General features: G+C 63.1%; 15 protein-coding genes and 1 pseudogene. 7 read left to right on the forward strand and 9 right to left on the reverse strand.

All coding sequences use genetic code 11. The features are described 5' to 3' along the window. Positions 1–3 precede the first annotated feature (3 nt). Entirely contained in the window at positions 4–735 is a 732-nt protein-coding gene (locus tag H7C86_RS14650) for a metal ABC transporter ATP-binding protein (protein WP_019746157.1), read from the reverse strand. Continuing rightward, the gene (locus tag H7C86_RS14655; RefSeq protein WP_019746158.1) at positions 732–1,658 is read right to left on the reverse strand and encodes a metal ABC transporter substrate-binding protein; all 927 of its coding nucleotides are present in this window, start codon (positions 1,656–1,658) and stop codon (positions 732–734) included. The genes H7C86_RS14650 and H7C86_RS14655 overlap by 4 nt, the downstream gene beginning before the upstream one ends. A gap of 77 nt (positions 1,659–1,735) precedes the next feature. Between H7C86_RS14655 and H7C86_RS14660 the strand changes: the two genes are divergently transcribed. The 4 genes and pseudogenes from H7C86_RS14660 to H7C86_RS14675 all read left to right on the forward strand — a co-directional run bounded on the left by H7C86_RS14660 (position 1,736) and on the right by H7C86_RS14675 (position 5,156). Next, entirely contained in the window at positions 1,736–2,413 is a 678-nt protein-coding gene (locus H7C86_RS14660) for an SDR family oxidoreductase (RefSeq protein ID WP_020971446.1), read from the forward strand. 139 nt (positions 2,414–2,552) lie between these two features. Next, positions 2,553–3,332 (forward strand): TIGR04222 domain-containing membrane protein, encoded by a 780-nt coding sequence (locus H7C86_RS14665; RefSeq protein ID WP_182261735.1) that lies wholly within the window; start codon positions 2,553–2,555, stop codon positions 3,330–3,332. Next, positions 3,266–4,075: pseudogene (locus H7C86_RS14670) on the forward strand (TIGR04222 domain-containing membrane protein); the annotation flags it as partial. The gene H7C86_RS14665 and the pseudogene H7C86_RS14670, both read left to right, overlap by 67 nt. 280 nt (positions 4,076–4,355) lie before the next feature. Then, a complete protein-coding gene (locus tag H7C86_RS14675; RefSeq protein ID WP_259349125.1) occupies positions 4,356–5,156 on the forward strand; it encodes a TIGR04222 domain-containing membrane protein in 801 nt (266 codons plus the stop codon). Here the strand turns inward: H7C86_RS14675 and H7C86_RS14680 are convergent. Genes H7C86_RS14680 through pdhA form a run of 5 tightly spaced genes read right to left on the reverse strand, consistent with a single transcriptional unit; the run spans position 5,085 to position 10,979 of the window. Then, a complete protein-coding gene (locus H7C86_RS14680; RefSeq protein ID WP_182261737.1) occupies positions 5,085–6,191 on the reverse strand; it encodes a Glu/Leu/Phe/Val dehydrogenase family protein in 1,107 nt (368 codons plus the stop codon). The genes H7C86_RS14675 and H7C86_RS14680 overlap by 72 nt on opposite strands. Positions 6,192–6,215: 24 nt before the next feature. Then, complete coding sequence (gene lpdA, locus H7C86_RS14685; protein WP_220463459.1) at positions 6,216–7,625, reverse strand: dihydrolipoyl dehydrogenase; 1,410 nt, start codon at positions 7,623–7,625, stop codon at positions 6,216–6,218. Next, positions 7,625–8,848, reverse strand: coding sequence for a dihydrolipoamide acetyltransferase family protein (locus H7C86_RS14690; RefSeq protein ID WP_133728188.1), 1,224 nt, complete (start codon positions 8,846–8,848; stop codon positions 7,625–7,627). Before H7C86_RS14690 ends, lpdA begins: the two co-directional genes overlap by 1 nt. Then, positions 8,845–9,849 (reverse strand): alpha-ketoacid dehydrogenase subunit beta, encoded by a 1,005-nt coding sequence (locus tag H7C86_RS14695; RefSeq protein WP_113683365.1) that lies wholly within the window; start codon positions 9,847–9,849, stop codon positions 8,845–8,847. Before H7C86_RS14695 ends, H7C86_RS14690 begins: the two co-directional genes overlap by 4 nt. A gap of 2 nt (positions 9,850–9,851) precedes the next feature. Then, entirely contained in the window at positions 9,852–10,979 is a 1,128-nt protein-coding gene (pdhA, locus tag H7C86_RS14700) for a pyruvate dehydrogenase (acetyl-transferring) E1 component subunit alpha (RefSeq protein WP_182261738.1), read from the reverse strand. A 154-nt stretch (positions 10,980–11,133) separates the two neighbouring features. On the opposite strand from pdhA, the gene H7C86_RS14705 reads away from it, so the two are divergent. Genes H7C86_RS14705 through H7C86_RS14715 form a run of 3 tightly spaced genes read left to right on the forward strand, consistent with a single transcriptional unit; the run spans position 11,134 to position 12,798 of the window. After that, positions 11,134–11,604: an Lrp/AsnC family transcriptional regulator gene (locus H7C86_RS14705; RefSeq protein WP_020971454.1), complete on the forward strand. Its 471-nt coding sequence runs from the start codon at positions 11,134–11,136 to the stop codon at positions 11,602–11,604. Positions 11,605–11,650: 46 nt separating this feature from the next. Then, positions 11,651–12,475 carry a DUF692 domain-containing protein gene (locus H7C86_RS14710; protein WP_182261739.1) on the forward strand — a complete coding sequence of 275 codons (825 nt, stop codon included), beginning with the start codon at positions 11,651–11,653 and terminating at the stop codon, positions 12,473–12,475. Next, entirely contained in the window at positions 12,472–12,798 is a 327-nt protein-coding gene (locus H7C86_RS14715) for a hypothetical protein (protein WP_084325607.1), read from the forward strand. Before H7C86_RS14710 ends, H7C86_RS14715 begins: the two co-directional genes overlap by 4 nt. Here H7C86_RS14715 and H7C86_RS14720 read toward each other — a convergent pair. Both H7C86_RS14720 and H7C86_RS14725 read right to left on the reverse strand, forming a co-directional pair. Continuing rightward, entirely contained in the window at positions 12,787–13,581 is a 795-nt protein-coding gene (locus H7C86_RS14720; RefSeq protein ID WP_020909834.1) for a family 1 encapsulin nanocompartment shell protein, read from the reverse strand. The two genes, H7C86_RS14715 and H7C86_RS14720, sit on opposite strands and share 12 nt — an antisense overlap. Then, a complete protein-coding gene (locus tag H7C86_RS14725) occupies positions 13,578–14,636 on the reverse strand; it encodes a Dyp-type peroxidase (RefSeq protein WP_044480584.1) in 1,059 nt (352 codons plus the stop codon). Before H7C86_RS14725 ends, H7C86_RS14720 begins: the two co-directional genes overlap by 4 nt. Positions 14,637–14,658: the final 22 nt, after the last annotated feature.

The raw sequence follows: 14,658 nt of genomic DNA on the forward strand, positions 1-14,658 counted from the left end.
CGATCAGGTCCTGTCCATCACGTCGAGACCGAAAGCCAGGGCGAGGTTTTCCGGTTGAAGCACGGTGTCCGGGTCGGCGTGCACCAGGACCTTGCGCATGAGCAGTACCGCCTCGTCGCAGAGTTTCGGCACGGCGTGGAGGTCGTGAGTCGAGACCAAGATCGATCGGCCGTCGGAAGCCAACTCTCGTAGCAGCGTCGAAATCGTTGCCTCGGAACGCTTGTCGACGCCGGCAAACGGCTCGTCCAGCAAGAGTATCGACGCGTCCTGTGCGATACCGCGTGCGACGAAGGCGCGCTTCTTCTGACCACCCGAGAGCTGACCGATCTGACGATCCGCAAATTCTGTGAGCTCTACCCGCTCGAGGGCCTCTGCCACCGCCTCGCGATCTGCACGCCGCGGACGTCGCAAGAACCCGAGGTGGCCGTACCTACCCATCATCACGACGTCACGGACACTGATCGGGAAGGTCCAGTCGACGTCTTCACTCTGCGGCACGTATCCGACGCGCCCGCTCTTGCGCGCAGCGGCTGCGTCGAGACCGGCGATTCTCACAGAGCCGTTGTCCGGCTTGATCATTCCCATGATCACCTTGAACAGGGTCGACTTTCCTGAACCGTTCATACCGATCAGTCCGCAGACGCTTCCGGAATTCAACGTCAGATCGACATGGTCCAGTGCGTGGACCTCGCCGTAGTGAACGCTGACGTTTTCGACGCGAATGGCTTCGTTCATGATTTACCGCCGGTCAGACCGCCGAGGATGACGTCGGTGTCGTGGCGAATCATGTCCAGGTAGGTGGGCACGGGACCGTCGGCTTCGGACAGCGAGTCGACGTACAGCGTCCCACCGAATTTCGCACCGGTCGCCCCGACAACCTGCTGCATGGGGGCATCCGAGACCGTCGACTCGCAGAAGACGGCGGGAACGGAATTGGCCCGGACGAAGTCGATCGCGGCGATGATCTGCTGCGGCGTCGCCTGCTGCTCGGCATTGACCGGCCAGATGTAGGCCTCGCTGAGTCCCGCGTCCCTGGCCAGATAGGAGAACGCACCCTCACAACTGACGAGTGCACGCTGACCGGCGGGCAATGCCGCCAGCCCACTGACCAGGCCGTCCTGCACTGCTTGCAGTTCCGCCTTGTACTTCGCGCCGTTCTCCGCAAATGCCGAGGCGTTGTCCGGGTCGAGGTCGCTGAAAGCAGTCACCATGTTGTCGACGTAGATCTGCGTATTCAACGGAGACATCCATGCATGCGGATTGGGCTTGCCCGCATACGCGTCACCGGCGATCGGAATGCCTTCGACACCGTCGCTGACCACGACGTGTGGCACGTCCAGACCGTTGACGAATTTCGCGAACCACGCCTCGAGGTTCATGCCGTTGTCGAGGATCAGATCGGCTTCGCTCGCCCGCCGAATGTCTCCGGGCGTCGGCTCGTAGCCGTGAATTTCCGCCCCTGCCTTGGTGATCGACTCGACGCGAAGGTGATCGCCGGCAACGTTCTGGGCGATGTCCGACAGCACGGTGAACGTGGTGAGCACCACCGGGCGGTCGTCGTCGGAGCCGGAATTCACCGCAGAACAGCTGGAGAGAAGCAGGGCGGCGAGGGCGGCAATTCCCAGGCGGCGGAAGTTCTTCGCGTCGCGAGTCGTCATGGTCGAACTCTAATATGTGGGTAAACAAATACACAAGTTCGTCTAGCCGAACAATCCTCACTCGATAGGCTCGGACCATGCGTCCTACTGCCTTGATCACCGGTTCCAGTCGCGGCCTCGGAGCTGCCATCGCACGCGAACTGGCGCCGACACACGACCTGCTGCTCGGTGCACGATCCGCGCAGGCCCTCGAACCGATCTGCGCCGAACTACCCGGATCGACGCCTCTACCCCTCGACCTCACGGACTACGACGCCGTCGCGGTCGCTGCCTCGTCCATCACGACGCTCGACGTGCTGGTACACAACGCCGGCGTGGCCGACATCGGAACCATCGAGGAATCCTCGGTCGATCAGTGGCGGCGCACCCTCGAGGCAAACGTCATCGCCGTCGCCGAACTCACTCGTGTCCTCCTTCCTGCCCTCAGGGCAGCCGGTGGCCACGTCGTACTGATCAATTCGGGTGCCGGACTGCGCGCCAACGCCGGCTGGGGCTCGTACGCGGCCAGCAAGTTCGCCCTGCGCGCGTTCGGAGACGCCCTGCGCCTGGAAGAGCCGTCCTTGCGGGTCACCTCCATTCACCCCGGTCGAATCGACACCGACATGCAGCGCAACATCGTCGCCGGCGAGGGCGACGAGTACGACCCGGAGCGCTTCCTGAAGGGCTCCACTGTGGCGCGTGCCGTACTCACTGCCGTCGAAACACCGTCCGACGCACACCCCACGGAGATCGTGCTTCGACCTACCGGCCGGTAAATCCCCAGTTCGCCGGTAACGGAATGATGACGATGGCCACCCGGATATCGCTTTTCCGGGTACTGGCCCGATACTGACATCAGTTGTCGGACAAAGAGACTGGACTGGTTCTCAGGAGTTCATCGAGAGGTGGTGTGCGATGCATGATCATACGAATACGTGGGGAATTTCCACCGAGGCTTTCCTCGGGTGGTACGTCGCCGCTGCCACCGGAGCTGTGGTGATCGCACTTGCGATCAGAGGCGTCGCCATGCGCAAGCCCACACCTGCATTGCGCACACTCACACCACCGGAGATGGGTGTACTGACCAGCGACGAGCGTGCGGTACGCGCTGCCGTGGCAGAACTCGAGAGTGCTGCACATTCTGCCGGCCAGGGTCAGCATGACCGCTTCACCCGCATCGTCCGCCAGCGGATCGACGACGCCGGTGGAACTGCCGTGCCCTCCCGGCTCGTGCCGACACTTCCGCTGCCGCTGTTGGAGCTTCGTAGCGACCTGGTGCAGGCCGGCTACCTGAACGGCAATCGTGAACACACTTTGACGCGATTGTCCGTGGTACCGGTCGTTGTCGTCGCCGTGGTCGGCACGATCAGGACCGGATTCACTGTCGTGAACGAGAACCCGGAGGGATACCTTCCGCTCGTTGTCGTCTGCCTCGCCCTGATTGTCGTAACCCTTCTCCGCCTGAGCCGACGCACTCGTTTCGGCCAGGTCGAATTGAGTCGCTTGAAGGACGAATACTCCTACCTCACACCGAATTTCCAACCGTCGTTTGCCACCTACGGGGCGACGTCGGCGGGTATTGCCGCGGCACTCTTCGATCCGGGTCGCGACGGCGGTTGGGCACCCGGATGCGGCGGCGGGTCTTCACCGTCCAGTTGCTCGACCTTCTCGAGCACCGTGAGCTGTGGGGGGTGAGTGCGGTGAACAACTACTACTCAGCCGACACGTGGGGGATCCCCAGCCAGACTTTCCTTCAGTGGTACCTGGTGGCGGCTGCCGTCGCGATCGGACTCTCGCTGTACAGCCGAATGACTGCGCGCCGGTCGCCCGTGGTCGTCGACTCGGTCCGTCGGCCGCTCACTCCTCCCGAGATCGGCGCCTTGACCAGTGACTACCAGGCCGTTCTGGCGTCGATGGCTATTCTGCGCAGCGCCGAACTGATCAGCACCGAAGGAAAGACCAAGCTGGCACTCACTGCGGAGGACAAGAGTCGTCTCGACTGGTTCACCCGTACCGTGCACAAGCGACTCGGAAACGGAAAGGTCCCGCTGCGGCAGGTGCGTCTGATGGGACGGCTGAACGTCGCACTCGCACAACTACGTACGACGCTGATCGACGAGGGATACTTGCAACGCCCGCAGGACGGGCTGACTGCCGCCTTTCGGACCGTTCCGATCCTGGCGGTAATTGGTCTCGGCGTAGTCCGTCTCGTCGCCGGCATCGCCGGCGGTAAGCCGGTCGGGTTTCTGCTCCTCACCATCATCGTTCTCGCGCTGATGATTCCACTTCTCCGCATCAAGCGTCGTCGGACAGCTTTGGGCGACAGCGAGCTTCGACGCCTCAAGCACGAAAACTCGTACCTCTCACCGAAACTGCGGCCCGCGTACTCGAGCTACGGTCCCTCGCTCGCCGGACTCTCGGCGGCGCTCTTCGGTTCGGGAGCTCTGGTTCTGATCGATCCCGCGCTGGCGGGAGCAGTGGCTGCGGGCGCCGCGTACAGCCCGGGCGGCGGGGGTTCGAGCTACTACAGTTGTGGCTCCTCATCCGGATCATCCGGCTCGGACGGCGGTGGCGGCAGCGGTAGCAGTTGCGGCGGCGGGGGTGTGGGGGATGAGCACGCATGCAGCCGACACTTGGGGGATCCCCAGCGAGGATTTCCTCTACGGCTACATAGCCGTTTCGGCCACGCTCATGGTTCTCACTCTGGTGTGGCGTCTGATGATCCGGGCGCGCCGGTGCAGGTATTCCGCCGGGCACGGGTATTCCGCCGAGCAACTGACCCCTCCGGAAGTCGGCATGCTGACAGACGAGTCACGCGCCATCGCAGCATCATTGGCAATCCTGCGTAGCGCTGATCTGATCACCACCGACGGCGCTGTCCTGCGCCCGTTGGGCCCTGGCGACGAAACCCTGGACTGGTACACCCTCACCGTGTACCAGCGCCTGGCCCAGCAGGCTCTGCCCCATCGTCGGCGGCAACTCGCCGAGCGCATGACGGTGGAAACAGCTCGCCTACGAAACTCTTTGGCGGACCGGGGATACCTGACCTCCGACAGCACCAGGCGTTCAATCTTTCTCTCCACAGTACCGCTGAAGATCCTGGTGGCCGTGGGTATCGTCCGCATTGCTTTCGGACTGCACAACGACAAGCCCGTCGAGTTTCTGATTCTCGCCGTACTCGCCACCGGGTTCAGCATCCCGCTGCTCGGGCTCAACTTCGATCGCACCACCTCGGGCAGTGCGGCACGTTCGGAACTGACCACGGCACACGCCTACCTGTCCCCGCGCAACAAGCCTGCCTTCTCTGCCTACGGACCACGCTTGGCGGGGATGTCCGCCGCTCTCTTCGCCGGTTCGGCGATGCTGATGATCAATCCCGCCTTGGCCTCCGCCGCCGGAATCGGTGCCGACGGCAGCGGAAGTAGCGGGGGTTCGGACGGTGGCGGTTCAGACGGGGGAGGCGGCAGCTGCAGCGGGGGTGGCGGATGTGGCGGCGGCGGTGGTGGATGCGGGGGATAGCCGCGTCCGGGCGAGCAGAAGCGCTGCGGCCTCGGTAGTGATGCCACGTTCCTCGCTCAACGAATACACCTCGTCCAGAGTTCGACCGATCCCTCGGGTTCGTTCGACGACATCGTCTTCGTTCCACCCCAGGACTTCTCGCCCCACCAGGTGAAAGGCTCCGCCTGCGTTCGCGACGAAATCAGGGGCACAGAGAACCCCGCGGCTTCGCAGAACCTCGCCCGCAGCGGCATCGGTCAAGATGTTGTTTGCTGCGCCCGCCACGGCCAGAGTCGGAATCGACGCAGCAACAGCGGAATCGATGATGCCTCCCATCGCACAGGGAGCAAAGAGGTCACACGACGTTCGAAGTACCTCGTCCGCAGGAACGATCGTGTGCCCCGCAAGAGAAGCCGCCTCGAGGCGCTGCGGGTCCGTATCGGCAACAAGCAGGCGTGCCCCAGCCTGCGCTGCGAGACGCACAACATCCCCGCCGACGGCGCCGAGCCCCTGAACCAGCACCTTTCGGCCGTCGAGTGTTCCGAGTCCACGACGGCGCGCCGTGGCCTTCATCGCTTCGAACACGCCCAGAGCCGTGGCGTGCGCGCTGGAACCGGCGCCACCATTGTCGACCGAACGCCCAAAGACGTACTTGGTGGTGCGACTGAGCTGATCCATGTCGGAAGAGTTGGTGTTGACGTCAGGACCGGTCCAGTAGTTTCCCTCGAGCTTGTCGATGTTCTCCGCGTGAATGTCGAGGATACGAGACCAAGTCGCCGAGTCGATCCGATTGCGCGGCGCGGGCAGTGCTATCACCGACTTCCCGCCACCCATCGGCAGGTCGGAGACAGCCATCTTCAAAGTCATTGCGCCGGCCAGCTTCCCGGCGTCCGCCAGCGCGTGACCGATCGAGGGGTAATGCGCCGCCCGCGTGCCACCCGACGCCGGTCCCAGACGGGTGGAGTCGATTCGGATCACAAAGGTCGTGTCGGTCTCCCGATCATGTCGGGTGACGGTCAGTTCACCGTCCCAGCGCAGTTCGTCGTCGATGCTCATTGCAGATCCTCTTCTGGTCATGGTTCAGCGGTGCGCGTGCAGTGGTGTTCCCGCGAGTGCGAGCATGGCCTCGCCCAACGCCTCGTTCTGGCTGGGGTGCGCGTGGATGAAACGCCCCACTTCATCGGGAAGTGCTTCCCAGGCGACAGCCAACTGCGCCTCACCGATCAGTTCACCAACCCGGTCGCCTACCAGGTGGACGCCGACGACGGGACCTCTGGTTCCGCTGCGAATCACTTTGATTCCCCCGGTGGTTCGCAGGATCTGACTCTTGCCGTTACCCGACAGGTCGTAGACGACGGTGGAGACGTCACCGTACTGCGTGCGCGCCGCCTCTTCGCCGAGTCCGACTGATGCAACTTCGGGATGTGAGTACGTCACGCGAGGAATCAAGTGTTCGGCGACCGGTATCGGATCCTTCCCGGCGATCTGTTCAGCCACAAAGTTTCCTTGTTGGAAACCTCGGTGCGCCAACGCAAGACCGGGCACGATGTCGCCGACCGCGTACACACCGTCCACGGACGTACGGAGGCGTTCGTCGGTGACGACAAAACCCTTGTCGAGGCTGATTCCGTTTTCTTCGAAACCGTTACCGTCCGTGCGGGGTCCGCGGCCGACGGCGACCAACAGTAGTTCGGTATCGGATATCGTTCCGTCGCCTAGTTCGACGCGGACCGAATCGGCTGCTTCTTTCGCGGAAACGATCTTTGTGTCTGTCTTACAGACGATTCCGCGTTTCCGGTAAGCCCGCTCCAGCTGCTTCGACGACCACGGGTCCTCCGCGGCGATCAGTCGCGGGAGTGCCTCGACGATCGTGACTTCGGCGCCGAACGAGCGCCAGAGGCTCGCGAACTCGACGCCGATGACACCGCCACCGAGCACTGTCGCGCTGGTGGGCACCCGGTCGAGTTCGAGCGCCTGGTCACTGGTGAGGATCCGGCGGCCGAGTTCTATGCCGGGCAGTTCCCGCGGATACGAACCGGTGGCCAGAACGAGTGATGTTCCGGTATAGCGGGTTCCGTCGACGTCGATGCTTCGCCCACCGACGTACGTTCCGTAACCGTTGACAATAGTGATCTTGTGTTGCGCCAACAAACCTTGCAGACCGCTGTACAGCCGCTCGACTGTTCCGTTCTTGTAGTCGTGCACCTGCGCGATGTCGATGCCGTCAAAAGATGCCCGGACTCCGAATTGCTCACTGGTGCGTGCCGAGTCGGCCACCTCGGCGGAATGCAGCAGCGCCTTGGTCGGGATGCATCCGCGGTGCAGGCACGTTCCGCCGACCTTGTCCACTTCGATCAGCGTGACCGACAATCCGAGTTGGGCGGCGCGGATGGCGCAGGCATAGCCGCCCGATCCGCCACCGAGGATCACGACATCACTGTGCTGTTCTGCAGTTGTCATCGGAGCCTTGATCATCGGAGCCTTGGTCATCAGAGCCTTCCCAGGACGCGGATCGGGTTCTCGATGTAGTCACCGAACAGCCTCAGGAATCCACCGGCTTCGCCTCCGTCACAGACGCGGTGGTCGAAGCTCAACGAGATCTGAGTGACCTTACGGACGGTCAACTCGCCGTTCACCACCCACGGCTTGTCGATGATGCGTCCGATGCCGAGTATCGCCGCCTCGGGGTGGTTGATGATCGGAGTCGATCCGTCGACCCCGAATACCCCGTAGTTGTTGAGCGTGAACGTGCCGCCGGTCAGGCGGGCGGGTTCGAGTTTGCCGTCGCGCGCAAGGTCGGTGGTCACCCGAAGTGCTTGTGCGAGTTCGACGGTGCTCAGGGCGTCCGCATTTCGAATGACCGGTACCATCAATCCCTTCGGTGTCTGTGCGGCAATTCCCAGGTGGATGCGGGCGTGTCGGACGATCTCGCCTCGAGCAGTATCGACCGACGAGTTCAGTTCGGGGTACTGCCCCAACGCCGCGGTGGTCAGCCGAGCCAGCAGCGTCATCAGGCTGATCTTGTCGGAATCGGGCAGTGACTTGTTGATCTCGACCCGTGCCGTCAACAGTTCGGTGGCGTCGACGTCGACCCAGGTTGTCGCGTCAGGGATCTCACGGCGGCTGGTGGACAGCTTGTCGGCCACCACCTTGCGAAGCCCCTTGATCGGGATGCGTTGGTCGCTCACGTGCGACGTTTCCGTCTCCGGGCCGGTGTTCGACCCGGCCTCGACGTCAGCGCGCGTTATCACCCCGCCGGCACCGGATCCGGAGAGCAAGGAGAGGTCGATATCGTTGTCGACAGCCAGCTTACGAACGATTGGCGAGATCACGCGTACCGACGGAGCAGCTTTGCGACGGCGTCTCGGTGCATCCTCACTGGTGCCGTAGCCGATCAGGACGTTGCCCGAACCCGCGCGTTCCTCTTCACGGTAACGCTCGTGGTTGGCCGAAACGACCGCGTCGACACTGCCGCCACCACTCACAGTGATCAACGGCGTGCCCACCTTCAAGGTGTCGCCGTCCTTGCCATGTAATTCGACGACGGTCCCGGCGAACGGGATAGGCACGTCCACAGCAGCTTTCGCGGTCTCGACCTCGACGACGATCTGATCGATGGTGACCACGTCGCCGACCTTGACGTGCCACTCCGCAATATCGGCCTCGGCCAGACCTTCACCCAGGTCGGGGAGCATGAATACCTGATTGCTCATGCCGTCACCGCCCAACGGGTGTCCGGGGCGTCGTTCCACTGCAGACGGTCGACGGCGTCCAGGACACGGTCGACGCTGGGCAGGTGGTGACGCTCGAGCTTCGGCGCGGGGTAGGGGATGTCGAATCCGCTGACCCTGAGCACCGGAGCGTGGAGATGGTGGAAGCATCGCTCCTGCACGCGAGCAGCAATTTCCGCACCAACACCGGCAAAGCCCTGCGCTTCCTGGATGACGATGCAGCGTCCGGTCTTTCGCACCGACGCGGTGACCGTCTCGTCGTCGAACGGCACTATCGACCGGATGTCGATCACCTCGATGTCGCGGCCCTCGGCCGCAGCAGCCTCGGCGGACTTCAGTGCAACCTCCACGGACGGACCGTAGGCAATGAGCGTCGCGTCACGACCGGGGCGCCGGACGACGGCGCGCCCGATCGGCTCCCGTGCGGTCAGTTCGACATCGGCTCGCGAGAAGTACAGCTTCTTGGGTTCGAGGAAGATCACCGGGTCGGGGTCCTCGATCGCCGAACGTAGCAGTGAGTACGCATCTTCCACCGTGGATGGCGCCACGACCTTCAGGCCGGGCGTGTGTGCGTAGTAGCCCTCGCTGGAATCACAGTGATGCTCCACCCCGCCGATACCGCCGGCAAAAGGAACACGGATGACTATCGGAATCGACAGTGCACCCTTGGTACGGTTGCGGATCTTTGCGACGTGGGAGGCGATCTGCTCGAATGCCGGATAGGCAAACGCGTCGAACTGCATTTCCACGACCGGACGAAAACCGGCCATGGCCATGCCGATTGCGAATCCGATGATGCCGGACTCGGCGAGGGGAGTGTCGAAGCATCGGTCGTCGCCGAAGTCGCGGGTGAGGCCGTCGGTGACGCGGAAAACGCCGCCCAGGGTGCCGACGTCCTCACCGAAGACGACAACGTTGTCGTCCGCAGCCAGAGAGTCACCTAGCGCGGTGTTGAGGGCCTGAGCCATCGTGAGCATGGGCATGGTCAGTGTCCCCCTGTGTCAGCGGCTTCGGCGGCAAGTTCGGTTTCGAGTTGGGCTTGTTGCTCACGCAATTGCGGTGTCTGCTCGGCGAAGACATACCGGAACAGATCGAGCGGATCGTGCGGGCGGTCGACGTTCATGCCGGCGCGCAGTGTGGCGGCCTCGGTTTCTGCCTCTGCGGTCAGTGATTCCACGAAGGCGTCGTCGATCAGATCGTTTGCGCGCAGATACTTTTCGAGACGCGGCAACGGATCTCGCCCGAGCCAGCTTTCCACCTCGGCGCTGTCGCGGTAGCGGGAGGCGTCGTCGGCATTGGTGTGTGCGTCGATGCGATAGGTATGTGCCTCGACGATCACCGGTCCGTTTCCGCTGCGGACGAAGCGCGCCGCCTCGTCCATGACGGCCATCATCGCAACAGGATCGTTGCCGTCGACCTGCTCGCTGCCGATCCCGTAGCCGACGCCCTTGTGCGCCAACGTCGGTGCTGCGCTTTGACGTGACAACGGCACGCTGATCGCAAATCCGTTGTTCTGCACCAGAAAGACGACCGGTGCCTTGAAGACGGCGGCGAAGTTCAGCGCTTCGTGGAAATCACCCTCACTGGTGGCCCCGTCGCCGCAGAGCGCCAGCGCGACGGTGTTCAGGCCCCGTCGGGACTCCCCGTAGGCCACCCCCGCTGCATGCAGCAATTGCGTTGCCAGCGGGGTGCACTGCGGCGCACTGCGCAGCGCTACCGGGTCGTACCCGCAGTGCCAGTCGCCGGCAAGCATGCTCAGAATCTGCACCGGATCGACACCCCGAGCAGCCAACGCCATCGAATCCCGATAGGTGGGGAAGAGCCAGTCACTCGGCTCCAGACTCATCGCTGCCGCGATCTGGCATGCCTCCTGCCCTCGCGAGGACGGATACACGGCCAGGCGCCCCTGTTTGGTCAGCGCCGTCGCCTGCTGGTCGAAGCGTCTGCCCAGGAACATCTTTCGATACATCTCGATCAGGCGATCGTCGCTCGGTTTTGCGTAGCGCGCCTCGCTGCGCGTCAGTTCTCCAGCAGGGTCGAGGTACTGCACCGCGGAATCGGCCGGCAGGAACTTTTGATACCGCAGTTCCCCCAAGGGCTCGACAAGAGTCACTTCTACCTCCAGAAGACGTTGTGTCCATCAGTATTCGCACTTCGGCGACGTAATGGCAGAAGGCGTCGAAGATTCAAGACAAACGGCCTATCATGAGGATTCGGGCAGCAATATGTCCATAAACCGACTCGACTACCGAAGCAGGAATGGACAGATGGCCACCGAACCGCACGCTCTCGATGCGATCGACCGCCGCATCATCGCCGAACTGGTCGCAGACAGTCGCATCTCCATGCGTGCACTGGCCGAGAAAGCGCACATATCTCGCGCTCACGCCTACGTCCGCATCGAAAGGCTCGAGGACGCCGGAATCATCACCGGATTCACGACGCGGATCGCCCATGAGAAGGCCGGACTCGGCTCCTCGGCGTACGTGGCGCTCTCGATCAGGCAGCACTCGTGGAGGGGTCTGGCTGCGTCGTTGAAGGCACTGCCGTTTGTCGAGCACTTCTCCCTCCTCGGCGGCGACTTCGACGTTCTGGTGCTGGTTCGAGCCCCGGACAACCAGGAACTACGCCACACCGTTCTCGAAGAACTCCAGGGACTCGACGGGGTTCTCTCGACCAAAACGTGGCTGATCTTCGAAGAAGGCAACGGTCCGGGACCCAACTGGCTGCCCGGCTGATCCGTCTATAGTCGCCGTTAGCAGTTGCACACGGGAGGTGACTCGAATGACCCTGTACGGCCTGGGAATCGGTTGGCGTCCCGAGGTATCCGGAATCATCGCGCAGCTAGACGGCCTGGCATTCTGCGAAGTCATTGCCGAATCCATCGGAAACGAGATACCGCCGCACCTCGGTTCGCTGGGAGTTCCGGTGGTCCCGCACGGAATCTCGCTCTCCCTTGGCGGGGCCGAGGCGGTAGATCAGGCACGGATCGATCACCTTGCGCATGCAGCCCAGCTACTGGACGCCCCCTTGGCGAGTGAGCACATTGCATTCGTGCGGGCGGGCGGCATAGAGGCCGGGCACCTGCTCCCACTGCCACGCACCTACGAAGCGATCGATGTCTTGGTACGCAACATCACCCGCACTCAGGACGGTCTACCGGTGCCGTTTGCCGTCGAAAACGTTGCCGCCCTTTTCGACTGGCCCGACGACGAGTTGACCGAAGGGGAGTTTCTCTCGGAGATCGTCGAACGCACCGGGGCTCTGCTGGTTCTCGACATCGCGAACGTCTATGCCAATGCCCTCAACCGAGGGCGTGATCCCTGGGCCGAGCTGATCCGGCTACCACTCGAGCGAATCGCATACTGCCACATCGCCGGTGGCAGCATCAGCGACGGCAAATACCACGACACGCATACCGATCCTGTGCCCGAAGCCGTGCTGGAACTCCTTGCGCAGTTCACCGCCGCCGGTCACCATCCCGCGATAATGCTCGAGCGTGACGGAAACTATCCGCCGGCACTGGAATTGCTCGACGAGCTCGATGCCATCGCCGACGCGTCGGGGCTTGATCGCATCACCGCGGGCACCGATTGGTCACGCACATGAGCGCGCTCGGTGAGCGTCAAGAGGCACTGATTCGCGCACTGGTGGCAGGCGGCGAACTACCCGAAGGCTTCGACAAAGACGATGCTGCCGTTCTCTCGACGGCACTGCTCCGAAAGCGCGCAGGAGAAGTGGCGCACCACCTTCCGGTCGTGCGCCACACTCTCGGCGATCGCTATCTTCGGTTGTTCACAGCGTGGGCGGACGGACGGCCGAAGACGTCTTCGCACGCGGACGCCCAGGCTTTTGTCGCCCACCTCCAGGACATCGGCGAACTGCCTCGCTCGCCCTGGCATCAGAGGTTTCGAAGGCTCTTACGCAAGTGAGACAACGGCTTCGCTGGTGTACATGAGGAACGTCATCGATTCCTGGAAGTACAGCTCGACGGAGTTCGCATCGTGCGAGAGGTAACCGATGGACAGGTCCTGGCCCAGATGCAGTTCGTAGTCACCACCACGCGTCGACAGCAGGAAAGCGCCGTCGATGGCCGGGGCCCAGATGATCTCGCCGTCGAGAACGCGTCGCAGGTGCTCGCGGATGGGGTAGCCGTGATCGGAGGTCTCGTTGATCGCGGTGAACGCGTCGGCGTTCAGGAGCAATGAGTACGGTCCGTTGACACCGGCCAGGCGCAGCGACGTGATCGCCTGGCTGATGGCCTCCGGGTAGTCCTTGGCGTCGATGGGGAGCTTCAATTCCGGGTTGGAACCGCTCGCCCGCACGCCGGTGATGCTGGCTGCGGGGTATCCCTCGAAGATGGCGCGGTCCTCGGCGAACGCGATCTGCTTGGCGGCATCCTTGACCGGCTGCCAGTCGGAGTCCTTGGCGCCGCGTTCGACGTCGTCGATGGCCTGACGGCTGACGGTGAACGGGACCCGCAGTTCGATGACCGGCTGCGACTGACGAGCGTGTGCGATGACGCCGTCGGCCAAGGGATTGATCGGCACCTGATGTCCGAGCGGGATGGCCGCAAGATCGTCACCTGACGGGCCCTCCACGTCCACCACACGACGACCGGCGACGTGGCGCTTGAAGGTACGGCTCGCCTCTTCTTCGATCTCGGCCCAGGCTGCTGCCGAAATGGGTGCTAGGTCACGGTGCAGGTTTGTCATTGCTGGGCACTCCTTTTGAGGCTGCCGATTCCGAGAGAACCGTCAGAGATGGGCGCTGTGAACGTCGCTTCGGGAACGAGCCTGGTCGGCGCGTCCGGGGGATCGTCGAGAAAGTCCGCCGTCGGAACGAAGAAATTGATTCCGGTGACGGCGGTCGAGAAATCGAGAATGCGGTCGTAGTTGCCGACGGGATTCCCGATGAACATGTTGGTGAGCATCTGCTCGGTGACCGTCGGCGACGCCGAGTAACCGATGAAATAGGTACCCATCTCAGCGGAGCCGACGTGGCCGAACGGCATGTTGTCGCGCAGAATCTGGATCTGCTCACCGGATTCGTCTTCGATGACGGTGAGTGCGGTGTGCGAGTTGGCCGGTTTGGTGTCGTCGTCCATCTCGAGGTCTTCGAGCTTGGAGCGTCCGATGACGTTCTCCTGCTCCTCGACGGGCAGTGAGTTCCACTCCGACATGTCGTGGAGGTACTTCTGGACGATGACGTAACTGCTGCCTGCGAAGTCCGGATCCTCGTCACCGACGGTGACCGCAACGTAGGCGGCCTGCCCGGACGGGTTCTCGGTGCCGTCGACAAAACCCATGAGGTCGCGTTGTTCGAAGTACTTGAACCCGTGGACCTCGTCGATCACCGACGCGGCGCCGGCCAACCTGTTGGTCACGACCGTGGCGAACTCGAAGCACAGGTCCATCTGACGGGCCCGGATGTGGAACAACAGATCGCCCGGTGTGCGGGGAGCGTGGTGTTTGTCACCGGTCAACTCGACAAAAGGATGCAATTCTGCCGGCCGTGGACCCTCGAACAGACGGTCCCACGCATCCGAACCGATGCCGACGACGGCGGCCAAGCCACCGGCGGGAACCCGGAATCCGATCGAGCGTTGCAGTCCGGAAATATCGGCCAGAACGTCGTGAACTGCCTGCTCACCACCCTCGTCGATGGTGAAAACCAGGAAGATCGCAGCTTCGGTGAGCGGGGTCAGCAACGGCTGCGGTATCGCGGGAAGGGCCACTTCGGCCTCGTCGATCTCACTCGTTTCCGCCATGCAGACCAGTATGGACGATTCC

This window comes from Rhodococcus sp. UFZ-B548 (assembly GCF_903819475.1).
GTDB classification, from domain to species: domain Bacteria; phylum Actinomycetota; class Actinomycetes; order Mycobacteriales; family Mycobacteriaceae; genus Rhodococcus_F; species Rhodococcus_F erythropolis.